The organism is Aurantimonas sp. E1-2-R+4, from assembly GCF_036549515.1.
Classification (GTDB): domain Bacteria; phylum Pseudomonadota; class Alphaproteobacteria; order Rhizobiales; family Rhizobiaceae; genus Aurantimonas; species Aurantimonas coralicida_A.
The window spans coordinates 22453-40227 of the sequence record NZ_JAZHLK010000017.1 but is presented as its reverse complement, the minus strand read 5'-3'; the positions used below and the strand labels follow the sequence as shown (position 1 = coordinate 40227).

Below are 17775 nucleotides of genomic sequence, written 5' to 3'. Positions count from 1 at the left end.
CGCCCGGTTTTGATTGGACTGATTCAATTCTTGGTCTGACGAAGCCTTTCGATTTCGTCCTTCAACTGCAATTTCTTTCGCTTCATCTCCCTGAGGTCCGCATCGCTCATCGCCGGTTTTGAGATCCGTGCCGCCGAAATCTCGTGATCAAGCGCCGTATGGCGTTGTTCCAACGTTGCGAGATGAGTATCCAAGGACATGTGCGTCTCCCTTCAAGGTTTGCCACGGCGTGCCTCGAGAGCCGTGGCCTCGACTGTTCGAAAGTGGCACAATGCGTCCACACTGTCGAACGGCAAGATCGGGCCGGTATCGCCGGAATGGGCTTTTTGCTAATCCTCGGCGAAGTGCCTTGGGCAGTAAGTCCTCAGGGCCCGATTCGGTTGCGTCCACGGCCGCATGAAAGGATGGGAATGGAGGATCAGGAACAGGCGGGCCTGAGGCTGCAAGTCGCGCGCTTGCGCCAGGAGCACGCCGATTTCGACGCAGCGGTGAACGCCATGGAAGCGACCGGCTGCGACCGTTTGCAGGTGCAGCGAATGAAGAAGAAGAAGTTGACGATCAAGGACCGCTTGCAGGATCTCGAGGACGAGATCATTCCGGATATCAGCGCATGACGCGACAGGAAGGCCCCGTTCCGGTCGCGATCATCATGGGCAGCCAGTCGGATTGGGCCGTGATGAAGAACGCCGCCGACACGCTCGACGCGCTCGCCATTGGTTTTGAGGCTCGTATCGTGTCCGCCCACCGCACACCGCAGCGGCTCTACGAATTTGCCCAGGGAGCGAAGGCCGCGGGCTTCAAGGTCATCATCGCGGGCGCCGGGGGCGCCGCCCATCTTCCAGGCATGACCGCCGCCCTGACCCCCTTGCCGGTCTTCGGGGTGCCGGTTGAAAGCCGTGCGCTTTCCGGCAAGGACAGCCTGTTGTCGATCGTGCAGATGCCGGCGGGCATTCCGGTCGGGACGCTCGCGATCGGGCGGGCCGGCGCGGTCAACGCCGCCTTGCTCGCCGCCAGCGTCCTCGCCCTGTCGGACGAGGCACTGGCCGCCCGGCTCGACAACTGGCGCAAGGCGCAGACCGATTCGGTTGCGTTGGCTCCAAGGGATGCGGAATGAATTCGGCTCCGCTACCGCCGGGCTCCACCATCGGCATCATCGGCGGCGGCCAACTGGCCCGCATGCTGGCGATGGCGGCCGCCCGTCTCGGCTACCGCACAATCGTGCTCGATCCGGATCCGGCCTGCCCGGCGGCGCAGTTGGCGAACGAGACGCTGGTCGCCGCCTATGACGACGTCGCCGCTTTGGGCAGACTGGTCGGGCGTTGCGACATCGTGACCTATGAATTCGAGAACGTGCCGGTCGAACCGCTCCGCGTCGCGGTGCAGGCCGTTCCACTGCATCCCTCCGCTGACGCGCTGGAAATCGCCCAGGATCGGGTAGTCGAAAAGGCATTTCTGAACGGCATCGGCGTCGCGACCGCGGAATGGCGGGCGATCGACAGCGTCGCGGAACTGAACCACGCGATGATCGAGCTTGGCGGTGAGGCAATCCTGAAAACGCGGCGCTTCGGCTACGACGGCAAGGGCCAGGCGACGATCCGCAAGGACGCGCCGCTTGCCAATGTCTTCGAAAGCCTCGGCGGCGTTCCGTCGATTCTGGAACGGCGCATCCCCTTTGCTTATGAATGCTCGGTCATCGGCGCGCGCGGCACCGACGGGACCATCGCGGTCTTCGATCCGGCAGAAAACGTGCATGGGCTTGGCATTCTCCAGCGCTCTACCGTGCCGGGCCAAATCACCGAGGACGTGGCGCGCGAAGCCAAGGGTATCGCGTCCCGTATTCTCCAACGGCTGCAATATGTCGGCGTCATCGGCGTCGAGTTTTTCGTCGGCGCCGACGGCGGCCTGCTCGTCAACGAGATCGCGCCCAGGGTTCACAATTCCGGCCACTGGACCGAAGCCGCCTGCGTAATCTCGCAATTCGAGCAGCACATCCGGGCTGTTGCCGGCCTGCCGCTCGGCGCGCCGGCCCGCCATTCCGACTGTGTCATGGAAAATCTGATAGGCGACGATGTGAAGCGCGCCACAAGCCTCCTCACCGAGCCGGCCGTCCTGGTTCATCTCTACGGTAAGGCGGAGGCGCGGGCCGGCCGCAAGATGGGGCACTTCACGCGGTTGACCGGCCCAGCAAACGTCTGAGCGGAAGAGCCAGTTCGCACGACGTCGAAGCAGCCGCCGCACGGCCGCCAACATTGACAAGCGCGCCCGGTGAAGCTATCTCGACCCCAATCTTTTCGGCGCGTCAGCGATGGCGCGCCGCTCATTTTGCGGCGGAGCGGGGTATCCGATCGTCGCACCAGACGATCCGGTGATGTCATGAAGATCAAGAACTCGCTCAAGTCCCTGCGCTCGCGCCATCGCGCCAATCGTCTCGTGCGCCGCAAGGGCCGCGTCTATATCATCAACAAGGTGGCGCCACGCTTCAAGGCGCGCCAGGGCTGATTCTAAAGGAAGCCGAGCGTCCGCTCCTTCCCCGACGATCACGAAAATTCTGATTGACGCTGCGCTGTGGAGAATTACCCTCTCCGCATGCGCAGCTTTGTCATCTCCGGTGCGATCGGCCTCGCGGTTACCGGCTTCCTCGCCCTGCCCGCGGCAGCCCAGGACGCCGCCCCGCCATTGTTCGACTTCCAGGTCGATCCTGAGGCATCCCCCGACACCGCCCCTCACCCCGAAGACCAGCCCCCCATGGTGATCCCGCCTCCCGACGAGGAGGCGACCGACGCGCCGGAGGCCTTCGGCGGCGCCCCGACGGCCGAGAGCGAATCCACCGACGAGCCGGAGGGCCGCGCCGCTGACGAGACGCCAGCGGAAAAGCGCGATCGGTTGTTCGCGGAACTGCGCAAGGAGCCGTCGGACAGCAAGGCACGGCGGATCGCCGCCGGCATCGAAAGGCTGTGGCGCAAGAGCGGCAGTGCGACGGTCGATCTTTTGATGCTGCGCGCCGCTGAGGCGATGGCCGAGCAGAAGAACACCGCCGCTTTCGACGTGCTCGATCAGGCGCTGGTCCTCGATCCGGGCTATGCCGAAGCCTGGAACCGCCGGGCGACCCTCAATTTCACCACCGGAGCCTGGGGTAAATCGCTGGCCGACATCGAACAGACCCTTGCGCGCGAGCCGCGTCACTGGGGTGCCTTGATGGGCTTGGCGATGATTCTCGAGCGAACCGGCCGCAAGGACAAGGCGCTGGAGACCTATTTGCGGGTGCTTGCGGTCTATCCGGCCCTGAAATCGGCTCAGGACGCGGCCGGGCGGCTGTCAGAGGAACTCGTCGGCCCGGCGATCTAAGGAACGGGTTCGCGAATTGAAACTGCCCCCTGTGATTGCGTTCTGGAAAATCACGCCACGGCGGTGCTTGGCGCCGTCCGCATGTGCTAATTTCAGGTATGAAAAACTTGCATTCCCATCGCTGGCCCGGCGTTCCGCTTGCGCTCGGCGCGGCCGTGCTGTTCGGGGCGTCCGCTCCCTTCTCCAAACTGTTGCTTGGCACGGTCGATCCGTGGCTGCTGGCCGGAATTCTTTACGTGGGCGCGGGCCTCGGGCTGGCCGCGATCCATTTTGCACGACAGGCGATCGGACTGCCGCGAGTCGAAGCTCCTTTACGCAAAGCCGATCTGCCATGGCTGGCCGCTGTCGTCGTCATCGGCGGTGGCGTGGGGCCTATTCTACTGATGTTCGGCCTTTCCCTGACGTCCGCTGCGTCCGGCTCCCTCCTCCTCAATCTCGAAGGTCTGGCGACGATGGCGATCGCCTGGCTGGTCTTTCGGGAAAATGTCGACCGGCGCCTGCTGCTCGGCGCCTTCGCCATTCTGGCCGGGGCAGTCTTGCTGACATGGAACGGCCAGGGCCTACAACTCGATACGGGCGCGCTGCTGATTGCCGGGGCGTGCCTCGCATGGGGTATCGACAATAACCTGACCCGCAAACTCTCGTCCGCCGATCCAGTTCAGATCGCCATGATCAAGGGCCTCGTTGCGGGCTTCGTCAATCTGGCTCTGGCTTTCGGGCTCGGCGCGGCGCTGCCTTCGCCCGGCTATGTCGCGGCTGGCGCTATCGTCGGCTTTTTCGGCGTCGGGGTCAGCCTCGTGATGTTCATGCTCGGACTTCGCCACTTGGGAACGGCTCGAACCGGGGCTTATTTCTCGCTCGCGCCCTTCATCGGAGCCGCTCTGGCCATCATCCTGCTGGGCGAGGGGATCTCCGCTCAATTCGCCATCGCGGGAGCGCTGATGGCTCTTGGTCTATGGCTGCATCTGAACGAGCGTCATGATCACGAGCATGCCCACGAGGTTCTGGAACACGATCACGCCCATACGCATGATCCGCACCATGGTCATGATCACGACGGGCCGGTGAGCGAGCCCCATTCGCACTGGCATCGGCACGCGCCCATGCGGCACGAACATCCGCATTTTCCCGACCTGCACCACCGGCACGGTCACGGCTAAAATGGGCGCCGTGGGAAACAGATTGCCGTTGCTGTTACGGTTTGGTTGCGCCGATGCTTGTCAACCTCACACGGCCGAGAGGCCGTCCGAGCCGATATAGGCGATGCGCAGCATGTTGGTCGCGCCAGGCGTCCGGAGCGGCACGCCGGCGGTGACGATCAAGCGCTGGCCCGCCCGGGCATAGCGATGCTCCACGGCGATGCGGCAGGCACGATCGACCATGTCGTCGAGATCCTGGGCATCTTCCGTCACCGCGCAGTGCAGACCCCAGACGAGCGACAGCCGCCGCGCCGTCTCGATCACGGGCGACAGCGCCAGAATCGGGATGTTCGGCCGCTCGCGCGCCGTCCTGAGCCCGGTCGTCCCGGTCGCCGTATAGGTGACGATGACCGCCACCCCCAGCGTTTCGGCCATCTGCCGTGCCGCCAGCGACACCGCGTCGGCGCCGGTGGCTTCCGGTGCCGGACGCTGGGCAAAGATGATGCCCGGATAGAGCGGATCCTTTTCCACCTGCACGGCGATCCGGTCCATGGTCGCGACCGCTTCGACCGGATATTGACCGGCGGCCGATTCGGCCGAGAGCATGACGGCGTCCGCGCCTTCGTAGACGGCCGTCGAAACGTCGGAGACTTCGGCGCGGGTCGGAACCGGTGCCGAAATCATCGATTCCAGCATCTGGGTCGCCACGACGACCGGCTTGCCGGCCTTGCGGGCGGCGCGCGTGATACGCTTCTGGATGCCGGGAACCGCTTCGAGCGGCATCTCGACGCCCAGATCGCCACGCGCGACCATGATGCCGTCGGACAGATCGATGATCTCGTCGAGACGCTCGACCGCCTGGGGCTTCTCGATCTTGGACATCAGGAACGCCCGGCCGCGCGAGATCTTGCGCGCCTCGGCAAGATCGTCCGGCCGCTGGATGAAGGACAGCCCGACCCAATCGACGTTTTCCGCCAGCACGGCGTCGAGATCGCGCCGGTCCTTGTCGGTCAAAGCGCCGGTGGCGAGCGTCGTGTCGGGCAGGCTGACGCCCTTGCGGTCGGAGATCTTGTTGCCGGCGACGACGCGGCATTTGATGCGGTGCTTGTCCGTCTCCGTGCAGACCAGCTGCAACCGTCCGTCATCGATCAGCAGCCGATGGCCGACTTCAACCGCTTCGAGGATTTCGGGATGGGGCAGGAAGACGCGGGTCGAATCACCCGGCTCGGAATTGTCGTCGAGGGTGAAATCCTGGCCGACCGTGAGCTCGGCCTTGCCTCCGATAAATTGCGCGACACGCAATTTCGGTCCCTGCAGATCGGCGAGAATCCCGATCGGAAGCCCGACATCGGTTTCGACCTTGCGGATGCGCCGGACCAGCTCACGCATCAAATCGTGGTCGGCATGGCTCATATTGATTCGGAAGGCGTCGGCACCGGCTTCATGAAGCTTGCGAATCATCTCTTCCGATGACGACGCGGGGCCGAGAGTTGCGAGGATCTTGACCCTGCGATTGCGTCTCATTGTTTCCCCGTACCTTCGCGCGGCGCCTCGGTCAGTTGAACCATCCAACTGGCCTGCTCGCCCGTGTCATACTCCCGGAAGCCTATTTTTTGATAGCCCCGTTTGAAACAGTCGGTCACGCCCGCGATCTTGAACTCGTTCTCGGCGATGCAAAGGTCGACCGAGCCGGCCCATCGCCCCTGCCCCTCCGCGTCCTCGGCATAGACATAGTAATACCGCGACGACAGCGGTCCCTCGATGATCGTCTTGCATGTGGTTGCCGGAATGCGCCACCAGCCCTCCGTGGTCCAGCCCGCATCGGCGCGATAGCCGATGGCAACGCCCACCAGAGACTGGGTGCCGTTGCATACGCGGAACGCCGCTTGCGCGGCGCCCGCGACGATTGGAGCTGATGCCAGGAAAAACCCGGCGGCAAACAGGCACAGCATGGCCGCGCTCCGCAGCCGGCGCAGGGATCTTGATATCATCGTGCCATCCTCGAAACAGGCGGTTGTTCTCATGATTTCAGTCTTGGCATAGCGGCCGAACCTGTCAACGAGGTGGACCCGGCGATCCGGCTGGCTTACACGGGCGCTCTTGCCAGTAGACTATCCCGGCGTGGCTTTCGAGCCCCGTGCGGCGCGATACCATCATCTTCGATGCCGCGGGCTTGATGCCGGTTCGGTTCGGCTCGATATGTCGGGGCGGGGCCGAAGGCGCCACCCAACGTGAGGAGTAGCGAAACATGGACGAGATCAGCGCAAGGCAACGCCTGGAATACGAAGCGGCGGCGTTTCGCCGGTTGCGGGATCATCTAAGGCAGCGGGCGGACATCCAGAACATCGACCTGATGAACCTCGCCGGTTTTTGCCGCAACTGTCTGTCCAACTGGTATCGCGAGGCAGCCGAAGCAGACGGTGTGGCGATCAGCAAGGACGAAGCCCGGGAGATCGTCTACGGCATGCCTTACGAGCAGTGGCGCTCGCAACATCAGACCGAGGCCGGCCCGGCCGCGCAACAGCATTTCGAGAAAGTTCGGCCGCGCGACTGACAAAAGTGCGGTCGCGCCCGACACCAACCTGCGGTGAGTAAGACCTGTTTGATGTGCTGAATGGGCTTGTCTGGCCAGGAGCGACGCGCGGTTCGATGCGGCGCATCGGCGACAAGGTCGAGGCAATGGCCGGTCGAATGGATTCCTATCGCCATTGGTTGGCATAACTGGCCTGTTCACCCATTCAACGAATCACCGAGGTCTGCTAGGTGCGGCGGACTCATCCCATGAATGCGCCTTACGGAGACGGAAACATGTCCGACGTGAATGGTGTCGCCCAGGATCAACTGCGCTCCTTCGTCGAGCGGATCGAGCGACTTGAGGAAGAAAAAAAGACGATCAGCGACGACATCAAGGATGTCTACGCAGAGGCCAAGGGCAACGGATTTGATACCAAGGTGCTGCGTCGGGTTGTCTCGCTGCGCAAGCAGGATCAGAACGAACGCCAGGAGCAGGAGGCCATCCTCGACCTTTATCTGCAGGCGCTCGGCATGGCAGCCGATCTGCCGAAAGACTGATGTCGACCAGCGCCCTGTTCGGCTTCAATTACAAAAAGCCCGCCGGATACGATCCGGCGGGCTTTTTGCGATGCCTTGATGGCTTATACCAACCTGCGGTGATAGGAACCCCTTCGACCGGGACGATCGCCGATGCGTGGCGAGGAGCGGGACGACGCACGATGCGGCGCATCGGGCGAGGCCCGCGACGAATGCAGGCGCGGCGAGCGCCCGGCCTTCGGTGGGCTGTACGGGCTTGCCGGACGGCGTCGCACCGCTTGCCCGATGCGCCGCATCGAACCGCGCGGCGCTCCTGGCCGGACAAGCCCGTCCAGCACCATCGAATAGGTCTCTATCACCGCAGGTTGGTATTACGGCGCGACCTAGAAGCGGGTCGGCTGACCTTTGCCTAGCGGGCGGTGGCGCGGCGACGCTTGTGGCCGAGACCCATCTGCTTGGCCAGACGCGAGCGGGCCGCAGCATAATTCGGCGCGACCATCGGATAGTCAGGCGCAAGATCCCATTTCTCGCGATACTCTTCCGGCGAGAGACTGTAGTGGGTCATCAGATGACGCTTCAGCGACTTGAACTTTTTGCCGTCCTCGAGGCAGATGATGTAATCGTCCGTCACCGACTTCTTCACCGGGACGGCCGGCTTCGGCTTCTCGGCCTGAACAGCCTGAGGAGCGTTCGTAGTGCTGCCAAGCGCCCCATACACATCCGAGATTAAGCCCGGCAGTTCCGACACCGGAAGCGAGTTGTTGCTGACATAGGCGGCGACCACTTCGGCCGTCAATTCCATCAGCATTTCGTTGTTTTCGATGTTTGCGATCTGGTCCATGTTTTGCCCCATTGTGCTCAGTAGCCCGCCGGTCAAGCCACAGCGGAATGTCTATGTTCCGATATCGTTCGTAAAACAGATAATTGAACGGTGGCGCTGCTTTATCCGACCTTGCCACTCACATCCATGTATTTATAGGCATATACTTAATGTCAATATGCTTGGTTACAATCCCAAGATTTTTGTCCGCTTTTGACGAACGTAAACAGCTGAAATCAACAAGGACGAGGGGGATCATTACAACGGCGTAAGGATTGACAAGGTTCGGAGGGAGCAAAGAAATTCTTGCAACCTACCCGTGAGAAACTTCGCTATGACAGATATGGAAGCCGATCGGGCCCTCCGGCGACGCCTGGTAGCCCCCTAATTGTCAGCCGGCCATTGCGGCAAGCCCTGTTAAGCAAACATATCTTCGAACCAACGCCGCGCGTGGCGCATGCTTTTCTGGTCGTACGCGGGCTTTCGCAAGTACGGCTCCGCGCACCAGAGAATCAGACGGTCACGAAGAACCCGCGCGGCTGAATTGACCCGGTCGAGTGTCGATATCGCCGGATCGTCCAGGTTTCTTGACCGGATAACCGTGCGGTTACTGCTTGAGCTTGACCAGTGGCAGGAAATTCACGGCGGAGCCGGAAAAGCGATCGGTCTTGCCTGTCGCGGTGGAGGGCGTGAAGCCGGCCGCGAATAGCGTCCGTGGCAGATCACCGACGAGCCGGCCCGTATCGGGATTGCTCGTCGCAATCTGTTCGGCTCGACGATTGGGATCGGACACGAGCGAAGCGATTTCGATCCGCGAATTGATCGCCTGCTGCGGGTCGACGCGCGTCGACTTCGCGGTCGGCTTCGCCGCAACCCGCATAACCCGATCACCCTTGCCGTCGCCAGAGGTGTTGACGTCTCGCGAGGTCGTCATCGCCTTCGGCCGGGAGCGAGCCGGAGGCGTCGGCGTCACCGCCGCGACTTTCATCATCGCCGCAGGCTGCGCCGTCTTCGGCTCGATCACCGGTCGCGCCACGGGCATCGCCGCCGCGACGACGCTCTCGATCGCTTGCCGCGTCGCAGCGGAAGGAGCTTTGTCGGTCTTCAACAAATCGTCGAACACCGGCCGGTCGCGCGGCGTCGGCACGACATAGGCCAGTTGACCGCTGGCCGCCGTCTCCGCCGCTTGTGCCTCGAGAGCCGCGACCAGAGTGGAAACAGAATCCGACGAGGGTCCAGCGGCCGGCGAGGCGGGCGCCTCCGAGCCGGATGTCAGCGTTTGCGCGGTGGCGCGCACGGGTGCCCAGGTAGGAACCGGAATTCGCGCCGCGTCGAGGGATGCGACGACGGTCGACGCTTCCGGCGCGCTCATATTCGCCGGCGTTCCGGTGTCGAAGCGATCGCCGACCGGCATGGTGACGCCACCGGGCAGCGATGGCCGGGACTGCGGAACGGCGGAAGCCAACGCGACCGCCGGGGCGGGAGCCGCGCGGTTCGGAGCGGCGCGGCTCGGTGCCGCCACTGCTTCCGCATCGTCTTCTGCTTCGTCGCTGCCGCCACCGAACAGCATGGCCAGCAGCGTCTTGCCGCCGCCGGACGAGCCGGAACTGGCGTTGGCGACCTGGATTTCAGAGGCCCCGCGGCGCTGCTTGTACGACGCCAGCGCCTGCTGGTAGCCGGGCAGCGGCTTGCCGTCCGAGGGAACATGAACGGTGTTGCCATTCGGAAAGACCGCTAGCAGCTGCTTGCGGTTCATGCGCGGCCAGTGCCGGGCGTTGCCAACGTCGAAATGCACGAACGGCGAACCGGATCGAGGGTAGTAACCGACGCCGCCGACCTGCATCTTCAGGCCGATCTCACGCATCCTCGCCAGCGGAACGTCGGGAATTTGAAAGTCGAGCGCCTTGCCAAGCGTGTGCTGACTCTTCTTGGCGACGCCTGAGGACCGTGAGCGCAGTAGCGAGTTGGTGCCGGGCGATCGATAGCCGGAGATCACGTTGATGTTGGCGCGCGAGCCGGACTGGCGATACGCCTCCCAGATCACGTCCATCAAGCGGGGGTCCATGTTCGTCGGCTCGGACTTGCGCCAATCCCGGAGAAACCAGTTGATCTTCTTTAGTTCGGAACGGTCGTAACGACCATTGCGCTTATAGGCGAAGCTCGCTTTTTCCTTGGTATGGAGATTGTAGAATTTGAGAACCCTGGTTTCCGCCTGCGCCGCGGTGACCGTGCTGACGGCCAGAAGGGACAAAGCTGCGAACGTCGCGATGCGCCAGGCCCTGCGGCCGACACGAGCGGTATGTCCGAACATGCGGTCTTCCCCTCAATGATGGCGTCCGTCCCCGTAAAAAATCCCCCGGGGCTGGCACCGTCTTAGAAACTGTTTCCACGCTCGTCTAGTTTTGCTCAAACTGCGGCATGAAAATGACAGCCATCGAACTTTCTATGGATTTTGAGGGGAAAGCGTTAAGCTTGGATTAAGTTTAACTTGCCCGCCCAAGGACGGGCCGCGGGTTTGCGCCGCTAAACTCGGCGGCGACCAGATGACGCAGAGACATCAGTCTACCGCGATATTATAGGCACGCAGCTTTCGGTAGAGCGTCGAGCGCCCGATGCCGAGCCGCCGCGCGATCTCGCTCATCCTGCCCCCGTATTGAGCCATGGCGAGCCGGATCAGGTCTGCCTCCACCTCCTCCATGCGGCGGATTTGTCCGTTCGCGTCGCGGAGCGGGAAAGCCGGGGCGTCGCGCCGCCGTTCGTTACCGCTCCAGGGTTTCTCCATCTGTTCAGATGCCGGCGGTTCCCGATGGTCCGTGCCGGGGTCCTCGGACCAAGCCGGCTTCGCCGGATCGGCAGCGAGAAGCGCCGCGATCTGCGGAAAGTCGACCGCGAGGAGGGTCTCGTTGTCGCTCAACACCACGGCGCGATGGATGGTATTTTCCAACTGGCGGATATTGCCCGGCCAGTCGTAGCGGCACAGAACCGCGATGGCCTCCTCGGACAGACGGCGGACCCGGGTGCCGCGCTCTAGACCGACGAAGTGCGCGACGAAGCCACGCGCCAGCGCCGAAATTTCGCCGCGACGCTCGCGCAGCGGTGGGACGCGAAGTTCGAATGCGTTGAGGCGATAGTAAAGATCCTCGCGAAACCGCCCCGCAGCAACCGCTGCCGCGAGATCGCGATTGGTCGCGGAGATGATCCTGACATCTGTCTTTATCGGCGTCTTGCTTCCGACCGGGTCGATCTCGCCGTCTTGCAGCACCCTCAAGAGCTTGACCTGGGCACTGGCGGACAATTCACCGACCTCGTCCAGAAACAGCGTTCCTCCGTCGGCCTCGATGAATTTCCCCTCATGGCGCGCGGTCGCGTCGGTGAATGCGCCCTTGGCATGGCCGAACAGGATGCTTTCGACGAGATCGGTTGGCATCGCGCCGCAATTGACGGGAACGAAGGCAGCCTTGGCGCGGTCCCCATGCGCCTGGACCGCGCGGGCAAGCCATTCCTTGCCGACGCCGGTCTCACCTTCGATCAGGACCGGTATATTGGACGCCGCAGCCTTTGCCGCGCTCGCCAGCACGGGACGCAGCGCCGCGGATGCGGCTGAGCCGCCGAGGCTCGGCGCCGCGGCGGCCACGGCAGTATCTGTCTGGCCATGTCGCCGGGTCGCGGCGCGCATCCGCAATGCGTTGTCGAGAGCGGCCCGCAGCTTTTCCGGCGAGACCGGCTTGACGACGAAGTCGAAGGCACCGGCACGCATCGCCTCGACCACGGTGTCGACCGATCCCTTGGCGGTCTGGACGATGACCGGAATATCCATCCCCCGGCGCCGCATCTCGGCCATCACCTCGATGCCGCTCATGTCCGGCATCATCAGATCGAGGACGATCGCGCCGATCTGCCCTGCCTCACCGTTTGCCAGTGCATCGAGGGCTGCGCGTCCGCCGCCGCACGACACCGGCCGCAGTCCCGCACGTGCCACTTGAGCATCGAGCAGGCGTCGCTGTATGGGATCATCATCGACGATGAGTACGGATTGGGTCATGTCGGCCTCCGGTCTCGTCTTGTCGCGAGAATGACCCAATCTGACACGCGCCGCTAAAATTCGACTGAACAAGCAAGACTAACGAAGCGCTGTTGATTTCAGTCTGATTTGAACGACATGGCAGCTACCGGCCCTCCCCGTCGCCCAGCCCTACCCTTCGCCAACGAGATCGATGTTCATGACCCAAAGCTTTTCCCCGACCCGCTCGGCAACCGAAGCAGCCGCCGCAGACGCTGACGCGCTGCCGGAGTGGAATTTGGCCGATCTCTATCCGGCGATGGATAGCGCCGAACTCAAGAGCGATCTGGAAAAGGCACGAGACAAGGCCGAGACCTTCCAGAACCGCTGGCGCGGCCGGCTTGCCGAGGCCGCTCGCGGCGAAGGCGAAGGCCTGGCGGCGGTGGTCGTCGAATTCGAGACGCTGGAAGAACTGCTGGGCCGGATCATCTCCTATGCCGGGCTGGTTTATTCCGGCGACACCTCGGACCCGGCGCGAGCGAAGTTCTACGGCGATATCCAGTCGAGCGTCACCGACATCTCCTCGCGGCTCCTGTTCTTCCCGCTGGAGCTCAACCGAATCGCGGATGCCGAGATGGATGCAGCCATGGAGCGGGACCCCGCCTTGGCGCATTATCGCCCCTGGATCGTCGACCTGCGGAAAGACAAGCCGTTCCAGCTCGAGGATCGCGTCGAGGAATTGTTTCACGAAAAGGCGATCACCGGCCGCGGCGCCTGGAATCGTCTCTACGACGAGACGCTGACCTCGCTGCGCTTCACCGTCGACGGCGACGATCTGGCGCTCGAAGCCACATTGAACCTCTTGCAGGACCCCGAGCGCGAGAAGCGGCGCAAGGCGGCGAGCGCCCTCGCCAATGTCTTCAGCGAGAATTTGCGCGTCTTCACCCTGATCACCAATACCCTCTCCAAGGACAAGGAGATCTCCGATCGCTGGCGGGGTTTCGAGGATGTCGCCGACTCGCGCCATCTCGCCAACCGGGTCGAGCGCGAGGTCGTGGACGCGCTGTCGGAGGCTGTGAGCGATGCCTATCCGGCGATTTCCCATCGCTACTACGCCATGAAGGCGAAATGGCTGGGACTGGACGTTCTGGAATACTGGGATCGGAACGCCCCCCTGCCCGATTCCACCCGCCGCGACATTTCCTGGGACGAAGCGCGCCAGACCGTGCTGTCGGCCTATTCCGGCTTTGCCCCGGAGATGGCGACGATCGCCGACCGCTTCTTCGCCAATGACTGGATCGACGCGGCGAACCGCCCCGGCAAATCGCCGGGTGCCTTCGCGCATCCGACGGTGCCGAGCGTCCACCCCTATGTGCTGCTCAACTACATGGGCAAGCCGCGTGACGTCATGACGCTGGCCCATGAACTGGGCCACGGCGTCCACCAGGTACTCGCCGGCCGGCAGGGCGCGCTGATGGCGGCGACGCCTCTGACATTGGCCGAGACCGCCTCGGTGTTCGGCGAGATGCTGACCTTCCGCTCGCTGCTCGAGCAGGCCAAGACCAAGGCCGAGCGCAAGACGCTGCTGGCCTCCAAGGTCGAGGACATGATCAACACGGTGGTCCGGCAGATCGCCTTCTATCAGTTCGAGCGGGCACTGCACGAAGAGCGTCGGCAGGGCGAACTGACGACCGAGCGGATCGGCGAAATCTGGCTGGAGGTCCAGACCCGCAGCCTCGGCCCGGCGCTGCGCCTCGGCGATGGCTACGACACCTACTGGACCTATGTCCCGCACTTCATCCACTCGCCCTTCTACGTCTATGCCTATGCGTTCGGCGACTGCCTGGTGAACTCGCTTTACGCGGTCTACCGCAATTCCGAGACGGGCTTTCAGGAGAAGTATTTCGAGATGCTGAAGGCCGGCGGCACCAAGCACCATTCCGAGCTTTTGAAGCCCTTCGGCCTCGACGCCTCCGATCCCGCCTTCTGGTCGAAGGGTCTGGCGATGATTTCCGGCTTCATCGACGAATTGGAGGCGATGGACGATTGATCGGGGCGGCCGGCGAAGGACCGACCCACTGCGACGCCCGCTTTTTCGCTCAGCCTCGCAACGGTTCGGCGCCTTAGGCCGCGCTTTGCCGCTCCAAGCGCTGCCGCATGCCATCGGGATCGTCGTAGATGATGTTGATCATGTGCTGCGCGAACGCGTCCGGCTCGGTCCGGCGCTGTTCCCAGTTTTGGAGCGTCGCGCACGGAACGCGCAAAAGCGCCGCGAAGTCGCGCTGGCTCAGTTTCAGGCGCGCGCGCGTCGCCTGAAGCTTTAAAGCGCTGTCCAGGGGCGCGGCATCGAACGCGCTCCAGTCAGGATTTGCATCGGGAGTAGTCGGATTGTCAGCCAAAGCGTGCTCGCTCCCGTTGGTTTGCCTTGCGTACGGAGATGATCCGGGGACCTGCTTCGCGCACCGTATAGACGCAGACGTAAAGCCGACCATCGATACGGCCGAAACAAACGATTCGACGCTCCCCGTACTCGAAGCGCGTATCCTCGAATTCGATGACACGCCCGGCGATGATGTCGAAGCCGAGTTTGAGAGAAAGACCACGCTCCGTGCGGTTGCGGCGGTCCTTTTTCGGATCGAACGGCTCCGTCATGATCGATCATCATACGCTAATAGCGGACAGAAGACCAGCCCATGCCACGGTTTGTCGATCGTTTCGCCAATCCACGGGTTCCCCCCTCATTCGAGGGCATCGCCCCAGTCGAGGCGGCGGGCGGCGCGGAACATTTCGCCCTCGCGTTTGGTCACCAGCCGCTCCCGCATCTGCCCGTCGGGCGTACAGAGTTTCAACCGCACCTTGCCGCTGCCGCTTCGGGGCGAGGCCAGAACACGCGCGGTCAACGGCACGGCCGGTTGGCGGGCGACCGCCAGATAGGCGAATTTCTCGTCCTCGTAGGGAACCGTCCCGCGCTTGGCGAGACGGTGGGCGCGCGAGCGGGCGACCCGTTGGGCGAAATGGCACCAGTCTGGCGCGGCGACAGGACAGACTTTGGCATGCGGACACGGCGCCAGCAGATGTGCGCCCTCGGCCAGCAACTGTTCGCGCGCGGCGAGGATGCGCCGCCAGCCGGCCGGCGTACCTGGCTCGACAATCACAAGAACATCGCGCGTGAGCCGCCACAGCCGCGAGACCAGTGGCGCCCGAGCCTCTGGCGGCAATTCGTCCAGGACATAGGCGAGCGTCACCAGATCAGCCGGCGCGCGTTCCGCCAGATCCGCTGTCGCATCGCCACGCACCCAGCGCGTCGCCACCGCCAATCCCTCTTGCGCCAGCGCCTGGCCAACGGCGAGCGCCGGTGCGCTCGCCTCCATCAGCGTCGCCTCGCACAAGCTGTCGAAGGCATCGCTGGCGGCCCAAAGCACCGTGCCCGGCCCCGCACCGATATCGAGAAGGGTTTCGGGCGCGAAATCCGGACGCCGCAGCGCGACCTCCTCCAGGCTGGCCCGGATGGCGGCGAAGGTCGCCGGCATCCGGGCGGCCAGATAGGCGAGCACCGCCGGCTCGCCATCGAGGTGCTGACGCCCGTCGCGGATCTCAGCGCGGTAGCGCCCCGACAGCCGTTCGCCCCCGCTCCGCAAGTCGTCGATCGCATGGCGGTCGAGCCGTGCGTCGAGCGCCTGTCTCAACGCGGCGGGAAGTTGCATCGTACGGCCTGTCGCAATTGTGATCTCGAAGGTCTCGCGGCCGTGTCGACAACGGCCGTTTCGCCCCTTCGATCATGCCGCTCGATCATCGCGCTCTCTCACCCCGCTCTTCCATTCGTCGTCGAACTGCTCTAGCGGCTTCGCGCAACGTTCCGGCGCAACAATCATCGAAAGGGATGCCGCATGGCCAAGAAGAACCACCCGGTCCACGCCAAGATCACCGGCCCGGTCGTGATGATCGGTTTCGGCTCGATCGGCAAGGGCACCCTGCCGCTGATCGAACGCCATTTCGACTACGACAAACAGCGAATGACGGTCATCGATCCGAACGATGCCGATAAGCATCTTCTCGACGAACGCGGCATCCGCTTCGTCAACGAGGCCGTGACCCGGAAAAACTATCGGGATCTGTTGACGCCGCTACTCACCGAGGGCGACGGCCAGGGCTTTTGCGTCAATCTGTCGGTCGATACCGGGTCGCTCGACCTGATCAAGCTCTGCCGTGAACTCGGCGTGCTCTACATCGACACCGTGGTCGAGCCGTGGCTCGGCTTTTACTTCGACGAGTCTCTCTCCAACGCCGATCGCACCAACTATGCCCTGCGCGAGACCGTCCGTAAGGAAAAGCGCAAGAATCCGGGCGGGACAACCGCGGTTTCCTGCTGTGGCGCCAATCCGGGCATGGTCTCCTGGTTCGTCAAACAGGCCCTGGTCGACGTCGCCCGCGAGGTCGGCCTCGATTTCGAGGAGCCGGCGCAGGACGACCGCGACAGCTGGGCCAAGCTGATGAAGAAGGCCGGCGTCAAGGGCATCCACATCGCCGAGCGCGACACGCAGCTCGCCAAGGCGCCGAAGCCGATGAACGTGTTCTGGAACACCTGGTCGGTCGAGGGTTTCCTGTCGGAAGGCATGCAGCCCGCGGAGCTTGGCTGGGGCACCCATGAGAAGTGGATGCCGAAGAACGCCAACAAGCACAAGAAGGGCCACCAGTCGGCGATCTATCTGGAGCAGCCGGGCGCCAATACGCGCGTGCGGACCTGGTGCCCGACGCCGGGCGCGCAATACGGTTTCCTCGTCACCCACAACGAGTCCGTTTCGATCGCGGACTTCTTCACCCATCGCAACCGCGACGACGAAGTGACCTACCGGCCGACCTGCCACTACGCCTATCACCCCTGCAACGACGCGGTATTGTCGCTGCATGAACTGTTTGGCGCGGCCGGCAAGATCCAGCCGGAGCATCATGTCCTCGACGAAAGCGAGTTGACAGACGGCATCGACGAACTCGGCGTCTTGCTCTACGGCCACGATAAGAACGCTTATTGGTACGGCTCGCAGCTCTCGCTGGAGGAAACCCGCAAGCTCGCGCCCTACCAGAACGCCACCGGCCTGCAGGTGACCTCCGCTGTTCTGGCGGGCATGGTCTGGGCGCTGGAACATCCCGAAGCCGGCATCGTCGAGACCGACGAGATGGACTACAAGCGCTGCCTCGAGGTTCAGTCTCCCTATCTCGGTCCTGTGAAGGGCTATTACACCGACTGGACGCCGTTGACCGATCGTCCGGGCCTCTTCCCCGAGGACCTTGACGAAAAAGACCCCTGGCAGTTCCGGAACATCCTCGTTCGCTGAGCATTTAACGTCCGGTTGCGCTAATGCGTATCGACCGGCGATGCGGCGTCGGGACGTATGATGCCTACAATTTGAGGGATCGGGCTT

The 17775-nt window shown here is 63.5% G+C and carries 20 protein-coding genes; 11 read left to right on the top strand and 9 right to left on the bottom strand.

Annotation, left to right across the window (positions count from 1 at the left end; all coding sequences use genetic code 11):
- Window positions 1–23: 23 nt before the first annotated feature.
- Complete coding sequence (locus VQ045_RS09880) at window positions 24–200, bottom strand: YdcH family protein (protein WP_327625210.1); 177 nt, start codon at window positions 198–200, stop codon at window positions 24–26.
- A 210-nt stretch (window positions 201–410) separates the two neighbouring features.
- Here VQ045_RS09880 and VQ045_RS09875 point away from each other — a divergent pair, with 210 nt between their 5' ends.
- From VQ045_RS09875 to VQ045_RS09850, 6 genes are all read left to right on the top strand, one after another.
- Window positions 411–614 (top strand): YdcH family protein, encoded by a 204-nt coding sequence (locus VQ045_RS09875; RefSeq protein WP_442872843.1) that lies wholly within the window; start codon window positions 411–413, stop codon window positions 612–614.
- Window positions 611–1114: a 5-(carboxyamino)imidazole ribonucleotide mutase gene (purE, locus tag VQ045_RS09870; protein ID WP_331829971.1), complete on the top strand. Its 504-nt coding sequence runs from the start codon at window positions 611–613 to the stop codon at window positions 1112–1114. Before VQ045_RS09875 ends, purE begins: the two co-directional genes overlap by 4 nt.
- Window positions 1111–2196, top strand: a complete 1086-nt coding sequence (locus VQ045_RS09865) for a 5-(carboxyamino)imidazole ribonucleotide synthase (protein WP_327625199.1) — start codon at window positions 1111–1113, stop codon at window positions 2194–2196. The genes purE and VQ045_RS09865 overlap by 4 nt, the downstream gene beginning before the upstream one ends.
- A gap of 177 nt (window positions 2197–2373) precedes the next feature.
- Entirely contained in the window at window positions 2374–2499 is a 126-nt protein-coding gene (gene ykgO / locus VQ045_RS09860; RefSeq protein ID WP_206452832.1) for a type B 50S ribosomal protein L36, read from the top strand.
- Window positions 2500–2586: 87 nt separating this feature from the next.
- Window positions 2587–3345 (top strand): tetratricopeptide repeat protein, encoded by a 759-nt coding sequence (locus tag VQ045_RS09855; RefSeq protein WP_327645850.1) that lies wholly within the window; start codon window positions 2587–2589, stop codon window positions 3343–3345.
- A 98-nt stretch (window positions 3346–3443) separates the two neighbouring features.
- Window positions 3444–4505, top strand: coding sequence for a DMT family transporter (locus VQ045_RS09850; RefSeq protein WP_327645848.1), 1062 nt, complete (start codon window positions 3444–3446; stop codon window positions 4503–4505).
- Window positions 4506–4571: 66 nt separating this feature from the next.
- On the opposite strand, the gene pyk is transcribed toward VQ045_RS09850, so the two are convergent.
- Both pyk and VQ045_RS09840 read right to left on the bottom strand, forming a co-directional pair.
- Complete coding sequence (gene pyk / locus VQ045_RS09845) at window positions 4572–6008, bottom strand: pyruvate kinase (RefSeq protein WP_331829970.1); 1437 nt, start codon at window positions 6006–6008, stop codon at window positions 4572–4574.
- Window positions 6005–6436, bottom strand: a complete 432-nt coding sequence (locus tag VQ045_RS09840) for a DUF1036 domain-containing protein (RefSeq protein ID WP_327645944.1) — start codon at window positions 6434–6436, stop codon at window positions 6005–6007. The genes pyk and VQ045_RS09840 overlap by 4 nt, the downstream gene beginning before the upstream one ends.
- 296 nt (window positions 6437–6732) lie before the next feature.
- Here VQ045_RS09840 and VQ045_RS09835 point away from each other — a divergent pair, with 296 nt between their 5' ends.
- From VQ045_RS09835 to VQ045_RS09825, 3 genes are all read left to right on the top strand, one after another.
- A complete protein-coding gene (locus tag VQ045_RS09835; protein ID WP_327645846.1) occupies window positions 6733–7038 on the top strand; it encodes a DUF1244 domain-containing protein in 306 nt (101 codons plus the stop codon).
- A 254-nt stretch (window positions 7039–7292) separates the two neighbouring features.
- A complete protein-coding gene (locus VQ045_RS09830; RefSeq protein WP_327626408.1) occupies window positions 7293–7556 on the top strand; it encodes a DUF2312 domain-containing protein in 264 nt (87 codons plus the stop codon).
- A gap of 132 nt (window positions 7557–7688) precedes the next feature.
- Window positions 7689–7883 carry a hypothetical protein gene (locus VQ045_RS09825; RefSeq protein WP_331829969.1) on the top strand — a complete coding sequence of 65 codons (195 nt, stop codon included), beginning with the start codon at window positions 7689–7691 and terminating at the stop codon, window positions 7881–7883.
- Window positions 7884–7944: 61 nt separating this feature from the next.
- On the opposite strand, the gene VQ045_RS09820 is transcribed toward VQ045_RS09825, so the two are convergent.
- The 3 genes from VQ045_RS09820 to VQ045_RS09810 all read right to left on the bottom strand — a co-directional run bounded on the left by VQ045_RS09820 (window position 7945) and on the right by VQ045_RS09810 (window position 12397).
- Window positions 7945–8376, bottom strand: coding sequence for a MucR family transcriptional regulator (locus VQ045_RS09820; RefSeq protein WP_327626409.1), 432 nt, complete (start codon window positions 8374–8376; stop codon window positions 7945–7947).
- Window positions 8377–8962: 586 nt separating this feature from the next.
- Window positions 8963–10666: a DUF882 domain-containing protein gene (locus VQ045_RS09815; RefSeq protein WP_331829968.1), complete on the bottom strand. Its 1704-nt coding sequence runs from the start codon at window positions 10664–10666 to the stop codon at window positions 8963–8965.
- Between the two features lie 246 nt (window positions 10667–10912).
- Entirely contained in the window at window positions 10913–12397 is a 1485-nt protein-coding gene (locus VQ045_RS09810; protein ID WP_331829967.1) for a sigma-54-dependent transcriptional regulator, read from the bottom strand.
- Window positions 12398–12575: 178 nt separating this feature from the next.
- On the opposite strand from VQ045_RS09810, the gene VQ045_RS09805 reads away from it, so the two are divergent.
- On the top strand, window positions 12576–14405 hold the full coding sequence (locus VQ045_RS09805) for a M3 family oligoendopeptidase (RefSeq protein ID WP_331829996.1): 1830 nt from the start codon (window positions 12576–12578) through the stop codon (window positions 14403–14405).
- 73 nt (window positions 14406–14478) lie between these two features.
- Here the strand turns inward: VQ045_RS09805 and VQ045_RS09800 are convergent, their stop codons facing one another.
- The 3 genes from VQ045_RS09800 to VQ045_RS09790 all read right to left on the bottom strand — a co-directional run bounded on the left by VQ045_RS09800 (window position 14479) and on the right by VQ045_RS09790 (window position 16059).
- On the bottom strand, window positions 14479–14754 hold the full coding sequence (locus tag VQ045_RS09800) for a helix-turn-helix domain-containing protein (RefSeq protein WP_331829966.1): 276 nt from the start codon (window positions 14752–14754) through the stop codon (window positions 14479–14481).
- Window positions 14747–15007, bottom strand: coding sequence for a BrnT family toxin (locus VQ045_RS09795; RefSeq protein WP_331829965.1), 261 nt, complete (start codon window positions 15005–15007; stop codon window positions 14747–14749). The genes VQ045_RS09800 and VQ045_RS09795 overlap by 8 nt, the downstream gene beginning before the upstream one ends.
- A gap of 86 nt (window positions 15008–15093) precedes the next feature.
- Window positions 15094–16059 carry a small ribosomal subunit Rsm22 family protein gene (locus VQ045_RS09790; RefSeq protein ID WP_331829964.1) on the bottom strand — a complete coding sequence of 322 codons (966 nt, stop codon included), beginning with the start codon at window positions 16057–16059 and terminating at the stop codon, window positions 15094–15096.
- A gap of 183 nt (window positions 16060–16242) precedes the next feature.
- Between VQ045_RS09790 and VQ045_RS09785 the strand changes: the two genes are divergently transcribed.
- Window positions 16243–17688 (top strand): homospermidine synthase, encoded by a 1446-nt coding sequence (locus tag VQ045_RS09785; protein WP_331829963.1) that lies wholly within the window; start codon window positions 16243–16245, stop codon window positions 17686–17688.
- The last annotated feature ends 87 nt before the right edge of the window (window positions 17689–17775 follow it).